Origin of the sequence: Brevundimonas sp. (genome assembly GCF_024711105.1) — a bacterium.
Taxonomy (GTDB): Bacteria; Pseudomonadota; Alphaproteobacteria; order Caulobacterales; family Caulobacteraceae; genus Brevundimonas.
This window is the reverse complement of sequence record NZ_JANJTL010000034.1, coordinates 1-7,444: the sequence shown is the minus strand read 5'-3', so window position 1 is coordinate 7,444 and position 7,444 is coordinate 1. Positions and strand designations below refer to the sequence as shown.

The 7,444-nt window shown below is 68.0% G+C and carries 11 protein-coding genes; 6 read left to right on the top strand and 5 right to left on the bottom strand.

Translation table 11 applies throughout. The features are described from left to right. The first annotated feature begins 15 nt into the window (after positions 1–15). On the top strand, positions 16–162 hold the full coding sequence (locus Q0M60_RS14410) for a DUF4166 domain-containing protein (RefSeq protein WP_366855444.1): 147 nt from the start codon (positions 16–18) through the stop codon (positions 160–162). 35 nt (positions 163–197) lie between these two features. Beyond that, positions 198–629 (top strand): hypothetical protein, encoded by a 432-nt coding sequence (locus Q0M60_RS02320; protein ID WP_296815437.1) that lies wholly within the window; start codon positions 198–200, stop codon positions 627–629. Positions 630–635: 6 nt separating this feature from the next. On the opposite strand, the gene ychF is transcribed toward Q0M60_RS02320, so the two are convergent. The 5 genes from ychF to Q0M60_RS02295 form a co-directional block, all read right to left on the bottom strand. After that, positions 636–1,736, bottom strand: coding sequence for a redox-regulated ATPase YchF (gene ychF, locus Q0M60_RS02315; protein WP_296815435.1), 1,101 nt, complete (start codon positions 1,734–1,736; stop codon positions 636–638). A gap of 45 nt (positions 1,737–1,781) precedes the next feature. Then, the gene (locus Q0M60_RS02310) at positions 1,782–2,276 is read right to left on the bottom strand and encodes a copper chaperone PCu(A)C (RefSeq protein ID WP_296815434.1); all 495 of its coding nucleotides are present in this window, start codon (positions 2,274–2,276) and stop codon (positions 1,782–1,784) included. A gap of 59 nt (positions 2,277–2,335) precedes the next feature. After that, positions 2,336–2,521 carry a hypothetical protein gene (locus Q0M60_RS02305; protein ID WP_296815432.1) on the bottom strand — a complete coding sequence of 62 codons (186 nt, stop codon included), beginning with the start codon at positions 2,519–2,521 and terminating at the stop codon, positions 2,336–2,338. Positions 2,522–2,583: 62 nt separating this feature from the next. Next, on the bottom strand, positions 2,584–3,225 hold the full coding sequence (locus Q0M60_RS02300; protein ID WP_296815430.1) for a uracil-DNA glycosylase: 642 nt from the start codon (positions 3,223–3,225) through the stop codon (positions 2,584–2,586). Beyond that, positions 3,222–3,779, bottom strand: coding sequence for an NYN domain-containing protein (locus Q0M60_RS02295; protein ID WP_296815427.1), 558 nt, complete (start codon positions 3,777–3,779; stop codon positions 3,222–3,224). The genes Q0M60_RS02300 and Q0M60_RS02295 overlap by 4 nt, the downstream gene beginning before the upstream one ends. Before the next feature lie 23 nt (positions 3,780–3,802). Between Q0M60_RS02295 and folK the strand changes: the two genes are divergently transcribed. The 4 genes from folK to Q0M60_RS02275 all read left to right on the top strand — a co-directional run. Beyond that, positions 3,803–4,306 carry a 2-amino-4-hydroxy-6-hydroxymethyldihydropteridine diphosphokinase gene (gene folK, locus Q0M60_RS02290; RefSeq protein ID WP_296815424.1) on the top strand — a complete coding sequence of 168 codons (504 nt, stop codon included), beginning with the start codon at positions 3,803–3,805 and terminating at the stop codon, positions 4,304–4,306. A 177-nt stretch (positions 4,307–4,483) separates the two neighbouring features. Next, positions 4,484–5,209 (top strand): tetratricopeptide repeat protein, encoded by a 726-nt coding sequence (locus Q0M60_RS02285; RefSeq protein ID WP_296815421.1) that lies wholly within the window; start codon positions 4,484–4,486, stop codon positions 5,207–5,209. Positions 5,210–5,278: 69 nt separating this feature from the next. After that, positions 5,279–5,638 (top strand): DNA-directed RNA polymerase subunit omega, encoded by a 360-nt coding sequence (gene rpoZ, locus Q0M60_RS02280; RefSeq protein WP_296815418.1) that lies wholly within the window; start codon positions 5,279–5,281, stop codon positions 5,636–5,638. Positions 5,639–5,844: 206 nt separating this feature from the next. Beyond that, the coding region (locus Q0M60_RS02275) for a RelA/SpoT family protein (protein ID WP_296815416.1) at positions 5,845–7,444 on the top strand (1,600 nt) is incomplete at its 3' end.

Below are 7,444 nucleotides of genomic sequence, written 5' to 3'. Positions count from 1 at the left end.
TGGCGGGTCGGGCCTCTGCCGCTGCCGCTGTTCCTGGCCCCGCGCACACAGACGCACGAGCGCGTGGACGAACAGGGCCGCTTCGTCTTCGACGTGGACATCCGGCTGCCCCTGATCGGGCGGCTGGCGAGCTACTGCGGCTGGCTCGAACGATCAGCCTGAGGGAGCGAGATGACGGCTGAGACGTTTTCGCTCGCATGACCCGATATCTCCTGCTGCCCGCCGCTGTCCTCGCGCTCGCCGCCTGTGAGCCGTCCGCCGAGAGCCCTGAAGCGCCGCCCGCTCAGTCCCCGGCCGAGACGCCCGTCACGCCCGCGCCGACGCCTGAGCCCACCCCGACGCCCGCCGGCTATGTCGGCGCCTGGGCCGCCGATCCGGCCTGGTGCGAGAACACGACGGGCCCTGAGCGTCCCGTCCGCATCACGGCGACGCGGTTCGAGGGCTATGAGAACAGCTGCGACATGACCGAGATCCAGCCCGCCAACGGCGGCTGGACGGCGACCTTCACCTGCCAGGCCGAGGGCATGACCAACGTCGAGCAGGTCGGCCTGCAGCCCGACGGCGACCGGCTGGAGCTCACCTGGACCGGCTCCGGCCAGTCGGTGACCTTCACGCGCTGCCCGGACTGAGGCGGCTCAGGTGTTGAAGAGGAAGTGCATCACGTCGCCGTCCTTGACGACGTAGCTCTTGCCTTCGGCGCGCAGCTTGCCGGCCTCGCGGGCGCCGGCCTCGCCCTTCAGCGCGACATAGTCGTCGTAGGCGACCGTCTCGGCGCGGATGAAGCCCTTTTCGAAATCCGTGTGGATGACGCCGGCGGCCTGGGGCGCGGTGTCGCCGACGTGGATGGTCCAGGCGCGGGCTTCCTTGGGGCCGACCGTGAAATAGGTCTGCAGGCCGAGCAGGTGATAGGCGCCGCGGATCAGGCGATTGAGGCCGGGCTCTTCCAGGCCGAGGGTCTCGAGGAACTCGGCCTGTTCCTCGTCGTCGAGGACGGCGATCTCGGATTCGATCTGGGCGGAAATGACGACCGTCTCGGCCCCGTCGGCACGGGCGCGTTCGGCGACGCGGGCCGACAGCTCGTTGCCGTTCGCGGCCGACGCCTCATCGACGTTTGCGACATAGAGGGCAGGCAGCGCCGTCAGCAGCTGGAGCATGTCCCAGGCCTTGCGGTCCTCCTTGGAGACCTCGGCCACGCGGGCCGGGCGGCCGGCGTTCAGTTGGGCCAGGGCCAGGTCGACCAGCTTGAGCGTCAGGGCCGCTTCCTTGTCGCCGGAAGACTTCGCCTTCTTCTCCAGCTGAGGCCGGCGGCGCTCGAGGCTCTCGAGGTCGGCCAGCATCAGCTCCGTCTCGATGATCTCCAGATCGGCGATCGGGTCGATGCGGTTCTCGACGTGGGTGATGTCGTCATTGACGAAGCAGCGGGCGACGAAGGCGATGGCGTCGCAGTCGCGGATATTGGCCAGGAATTGGTTGCCCAGGCCCTCGCCGTTGGAGGCGCCGCGCACCAGGCCGGCGATGTCCACGAAGGTGATGCGCGACGGGATGATCTCGCGCGAGCCCGCGATGTCGGCCAGCACCTTCAGGCGCGGCTCGGGCACGGCCACGTCCCCGGTGTTCGGCTCGATGGTGCAGAACGGATAGTTGGCCGCCTGGGCCGCCGCCGTCTTGGTCAGGGCGTTGAACAGGGTGGACTTGCCGACGTTGGGCAAGCCGACGATCGCGACTTTAAGGGCCATGGGTTCCTCGTGAGGCGGCGCCTATAGCCGCTTATGCGCCCCGTGTCAGGCTCCGTGACCGGCGTGCGCTGGCCCGCCTTCGGGCGGAGCCGCACGGACGGGGGCCTCAAGCGCGACCTGCACTCCGGATTCGAAGGTGAAAGCGAGCGGCACCATATCACCCTGGGCCAGGGGGACGGTCACATCAATCAGCATGATGTGGTCGCCGCCTGCGGCTAGGGCGATGGCCTGGCCGGCCGGCAGCGCCAGACCGCCTTCCATCTCGGACATGCGCATCACGCCGCCCTCGGTGGACACCTCGTGGATCTCGGAGCGCGCCGCGCGCGGCGAGATCACAGAGACCAGCCGGTCGTCAGTGGTGGCGTTGAAGCTGGCGTAGCAGGCGGTCATCGCCCGGCCCTCAGGCGTCGGCCGGCACCAGGCGCCGGTCACGGCGACTTCCGGCTCGGCGGCGGCGGGAGTCCCCGGCTCAGGCGCGTCCGGCTCTGGCGAGCAGGCGGCGACGGCGACGAACAAGGCGAGGGGAGCGAAACGGCGCATGGAGACCTCCGGTGTCGGCAGGCCCATACGGCGCTAGGACGACTTTGAGGAGTCCGGGATCAGCCCAGGTCGGAAATCGGCTGCGCCTCGGGCGCCGAGGCCACGACTTCCGGCCGGTCCGGGAAGCTGGGTTGGGCGAGCACGCCGCGACCGGTCATGCCCAGCGCGCACAGGAGCATGCCGATCGCGATGGCCCAGGCGGCCACCTTGCGTTCCCGGATCGACAGCACGGTTTCGTTCGCCACTTCAAAGCCTCCCAAGCCTCTGGAGGCGTGAACGCGGCCGTGCGATTCGCGTTCCGGGCGACCTAGTCTGCGAGCAGAGCGCGCGCCCGCCGGAAGACCGCTTCGAACATCTCGGGCGTGAGCCGGCCCGTGTTCGTATTGAGCCGGGAGCAATGGTAGCTGTTGATCAGCCGATACGGGCCGACCTGAGCCTCGGAGGCGTGGCCGGCAGGCGCTGCGGACGCCTTTTGACCGAGCGCCTTGAGCACGTTTCGGCGCGAGACGTCGCCCAGCGTCACGATGACCTTCAGCCGAGGCAGCGTCTGGATGCGTCCAGTCAGAAACGGCCGGCAGGTGATCTCCTCGCTCGTCAGCGGCTTGTTGCCGGGCGGCGCGCAGCGCACGGCGTTGGTGATCATGCAGTCGGTCAGGGTCAGGCCGTCGTCGGGCCGGGCTTCATAGCGGCCGTGCGCGAAGCCGAGCTTGATCAAGGTCTCGTAGAGCAGCACTCCGGCGCCGTCGCCGGTGAAGGGCCGCCCGGTCCGGTTGGCTCCGGTCCGGCCGGGCGCCAGGCCCACGATCAGCAGCCGCGCGTCCGGATCGCCGAAGGATGGCGCCGGTCCGTTGAACCAGTCGGGGTGGGCGGCCGAGTTTTCTCGGCGATAGGTGACCAGCCGCGGACACAGCGGACAGTCGTGGGGCGGCTCCGCGTGAGGATCGATCAACGCGCGTCGTCCGCATCGCCGCCGCGGCGCTCACGACCGAACACCGGGAGCAGGTCGGCGAGGTCGATGAAGGTGTCGGCGGCCCGCCGCAATTCGTCCGACACCTGCGGCGGCTGGCTCTTCAGCGTGGAGATGACCGACACCCGCACGCCGCGGCGCTGCAGCGCCAGCACCAGCGCCCGAAAGTCCCCGTCGCCGGAGAACAGGACCGCGTGATCGATCCGCTCGGCCAGCTCCATGGCGTCGACGGCGATCTCGACGTCCATATTGCCCTTGGCGCGCGAGCGGCCCTCATGGTCGGTGAACCGCTTCATGGGCTTCGTCACCATGGTGAAGCCGTTGTAGTCGAGCCAGTCCACCAGCGGCCGGATCGGCGAATAGTCTTCGCCCTCCGAAAGCGCGGTGTAATAGTACGCCCGGACCAGGACGCCCTTCCTGCGGAACTCGTCGATGAGCTTCTTGAAGTCGATGTCCGCGTTGAGGCCCTTGGCCGCGGAGTAGAGGTTCGCCCCGTCGATGAAGAGGGCGATGCGTTCGTTGGGATAGAAGGTCACGGCAATAGGCCTGCGGTTCGAAAATGTCTGAGTGGGATGAGGCCGTCGTTATCGCCCTCGGCTCGAACATGAAAGGGCCCTACGCGGACTCCTGCGAGCTGCTCGAGGCCGCGCTGTGCCGGTTCCGGCCTGAGGGACTGGACGTCATCGCCCGCTCGTCCTGGTGGCGCTCGGCCGCCTGGCCGGACCCGGACCAGCCGCCTTTCATCAACGGTGTCGTGATCGTCGAGACGGAGCTGGACCCACACGCGACGCTCAGCGCGCTCGGACGCATCGAGGCCGCCTTCGGCCGCGACCGGCACGTCGCCAACGCCCCCCGGACGCTGGACCTCGACCTGATCGCCCACGGCCGCACGGTCGATCACGAAAGCGGCCTGATCGTCCCCCACCCCAGGGCGCGGGAGCGGCGCTTCGTCATGGGACCGCTGGCGGAGATCGCGCCGGACTGGCGATGCCCGGAGACGGGGGAGGCGGCGTCCGTGCTGGTGGAGCGCTGCACCGTGGGTCTCGACGCGAGAGCGATATAGGCGAAGCGCTGGATTGGGAGGCCCAAAGCTGCAAGTCTCTCCGGCCGAGTGGGGAGGATTGTAATGATTGGACTTACGGCGCTCGCGCTGGCGGCACTTATCTCAGTTCAGCCAAGCGAGGCTGGGCCGCCTCCGGAGTGCGAGTGGGGACCACAGGGCGTGGCTCTGGAAGCCTGCGTGAACGCCGCCCAGCCGGGCACGCCCTGGTACGCCCTCGCTCACATGAACCTCGGCAGTCGCGCTGCGATGCAAGGGGACTATGCGACGGCGGTGCTTCACTTCGATGCGGCGCAACCCCCTGGCAGTCAGATCGAGAGCGACTCGATGTTCCACGCGATCAGAGGCAACGCCTATCACCGTGTCGGTCGGAGCGAAGAGGCTCTGGCGGACGCGCGCCTTGCCTCAGAAATCCTGGCAGGGCGAGGCCGGTGGCCCGCGGAAGAAGCCAACCCCGATCCGGACACCGCTTACGCTCTTATTCTTCCGATACTCTACGAGGCTGAGGACCCGGCGTTTGAGACTGTGCTGGGCGCCTACCTCGCAAATCCGTCGCGAGATTTGATGGTCATGGCCAATCGTGCCGTCACGCTGCTGACCCTGGAGCGATATGACGAGGCCTTGCAGGCAAACGCTGTGGCGCTCGAACTCGGTCCGAACGAGCCGGCGGTTCTGAATTCCCAATGCTACATCCTCACTTTGATGCATCGCGCCGCCGAGGGTCTGCCCTTCTGCGAACGAGCGATCGCTTTGGTTCCCGACGTTGCCCCGGTGCGCCACAGCCTTGCAGCGGCGCTCGCTGGGGTAGGGCGTTGCGATGAAGCTGAAGCGGAATTGGCGCAGGCGCGTCGGCTCGACCCCGCACCCGCCATCTACCGCGAGCCGATTCCTTGCTCGCCCGCCTGATGTTGCACCCGCGAAGGCGAACCGCTATCTTCATCGGCTACTCCCCGACTTCCTGAAAAGAGACTCCGCATGGCACGCGTCACCGTCGAAGACTGCGTCGAGAAGGTCCCGAACCGTTTCGGACTGGTCCTGCTGGCCGCGCATCGCGCCCGCTCGATCTCCAACGGCGCGGCCCTGATGCTCGACCGGGACAACGACAAGAACCCGGTGGTCGCCCTGCGCGAACTCGCCGAGGACGCGGTCAGCCCGGACGTGCTCCAGGAGAACCTGGTCACCACCCTGCAGCGCGTCGATGAGCGCACCGAGCAGGAAGAAGAGGCCGAAACCCTCGCCCTGCTGGCCGAACCCCAGCACATGCAGATGAGCGAGCACGAGCTGCTGCGCGCGCTGCAGAGCGACCGCGACGGCGGTCAGGAGGAGCGCTACTGACGGACGCCAAGGTCGAAGGTCCGAAACCGGTCCCGACGGCGGCGAACCAGCCGGCGTCGCGGGAAACGGCGGCCAACGAATCGACTTCACGTCCGCCGGCCCGCGCCAAATACCTTCGCCAGTTCGAGCTGACCGACCGGGTCAAGTCCTATGACCCGGGAGCCGACGAGGCGCTGCTCGACAGGGCCTATGTCTACGCCACCCAGATGCACGGCGCGCAGCTGCGTGCGTCCGGCGATCCGTATTTCGCCCATCCGATTCAGGTCGCCGGCATCCTGACCGAATACCGGCTGGACACCGCCTCGATCATCACGGCGCTGCTGCACGACGTCATCGAGGACACCCCGGCCACCAAGGCGGATATCGCCGAGCGCTTCGGGACCGAGGTCGCCGACCTGGTCGAGGGCGTGACCAAGCTCTCGCGCCTGGAACTCCAGGCCGAGCAGGTCCGGCAGGCCGAGAACCTGCGGAAATTCATCCTGGCCATCTCCAAGGACGTCCGTGTCCTGCTGGTGAAGCTGGCCGACCGTCTGCACAACATGCGGACGCTGAAGTACGTGAAGCCCGAGAAGCGCGAACGCATCTCGCGCGAGACGCTCGAGGTCTACGCCCCGCTCGGCCGCTCGATCGGCATGCACCGCATCGCCACCGAGCTGGAGGAGCTCGCGTTCGAACACCTGCACCCCTCGGCGCGCGACGCCATCCTGCGCAGGCTGACGGCGCTGAAGCTGGAGCAGGGCGCGGCGGTGGGGCGTGTCACGGCCGAGCTGGAGAGCACGCTCAAGGCCGCGGGTATCGAGGCCCGCGTCTATGGCCGCGAGAAGACACCCTATTCGATCTGGCGCAAGCTGCAGCGGAAGTCGGTTGGATTCTCCGCCCTGTCGGACATCTACGCCTTTCGGGTGATCGTGGAGACCGAGGCCGAGTGCTATGCGGCGCTGGGGGTGATCCACCAGGCCTGGTCCATGGCTCCGGGAAAGTTCAAGGACTACATCTCGACCCCGAAATCTAACAACTACCGGTCGCTCCACACGACGGTCGTGGGGCCGATGGGCGTCCGCATCGAGCTGCAGATCCGCACCGAGGCGATGGACCGGATCGCCGAGAACGGGGTGGCCGCGCACTGGCGCTACAAGGACGACAGCTATGGATTCGACCCGGACGCCGTGGTCGAGGCCGGTGGACGCGATCCGCTTCAGACGCTGCGACATCTGGTGCAGGTCGTCGAGCATGGCGGGGAGTCCGACGAGTGGGTCGAGCACGCCAAGCTCGAGATGTACCTGGATCAGGTCTTCGTCTTCACGCCAAAGGGTGAACTGATCACCCTGCCGTCCGGAGCCATGCCGCTGGACTTCGCCTATGCGGTCCACACCGAGGTGGGTGACTCCGCGGTCGGCGTGCTGGTCAACGGCGAGCACCGGCCGATGCGGACGCTGCTGCAGAACGGCGACGTGGTCGAGATCATCCGCGAGAAGGGCGCCGCCATTCCGCCGGACTGGCGTTCGCTCGCTGTCACCGGCCGGGCGCGTTCGGCCATCCGGCGCCACATCCGCCTGCTGGAGCGCGAGGAGTTCGGCAAGCTTGGCCGCAGCTCGCTCGAACAGGCCTTCGTCCGCGCCGGCAAGAAGCTGAAGGAGACGAGCCTGGCGCCCGCCCTTGAGCGGCTCAGCCTGGCCTCGGAGGAGGAGTTGTACGATTCCCTCGGCCGCGGCCGGATCGCGCCGGGCGCCGTCATGGAGGCCCTGTTCCCAGCCCTGAAACCAGAGGAGCGAAAGGCCGTCCGCGCCCGCACCCGCATCGACGGCG

What these genes read in the sequence shown, in the direction of transcription:
- Q0M60_RS02320 (WP_296815437.1), top strand. Translation starts at nt 198, where the DNA reads ATGACCCGATATCTCCTGCTGCCCGCCGCTGTCCTCGCGCTCGCCGCC.
- ychF (WP_296815435.1), bottom strand. Translation starts at nt 1,736, where the DNA reads ATGGCCCTTAAAGTCGCGATCGTCGGCTTGCCCAACGTCGGCAAGTCC.
- Q0M60_RS02310 (WP_296815434.1), bottom strand. Translation starts at nt 2,276, where the DNA reads ATGCGCCGTTTCGCTCCCCTCGCCTTGTTCGTCGCCGTCGCCGCCTGC.
- folK (WP_296815424.1), top strand. Translation starts at nt 3,803, where the DNA reads ATGTCTGAGTGGGATGAGGCCGTCGTTATCGCCCTCGGCTCGAACATG.
- rpoZ (WP_296815418.1), top strand. Translation starts at nt 5,279, where the DNA reads ATGGCACGCGTCACCGTCGAAGACTGCGTCGAGAAGGTCCCGAACCGT.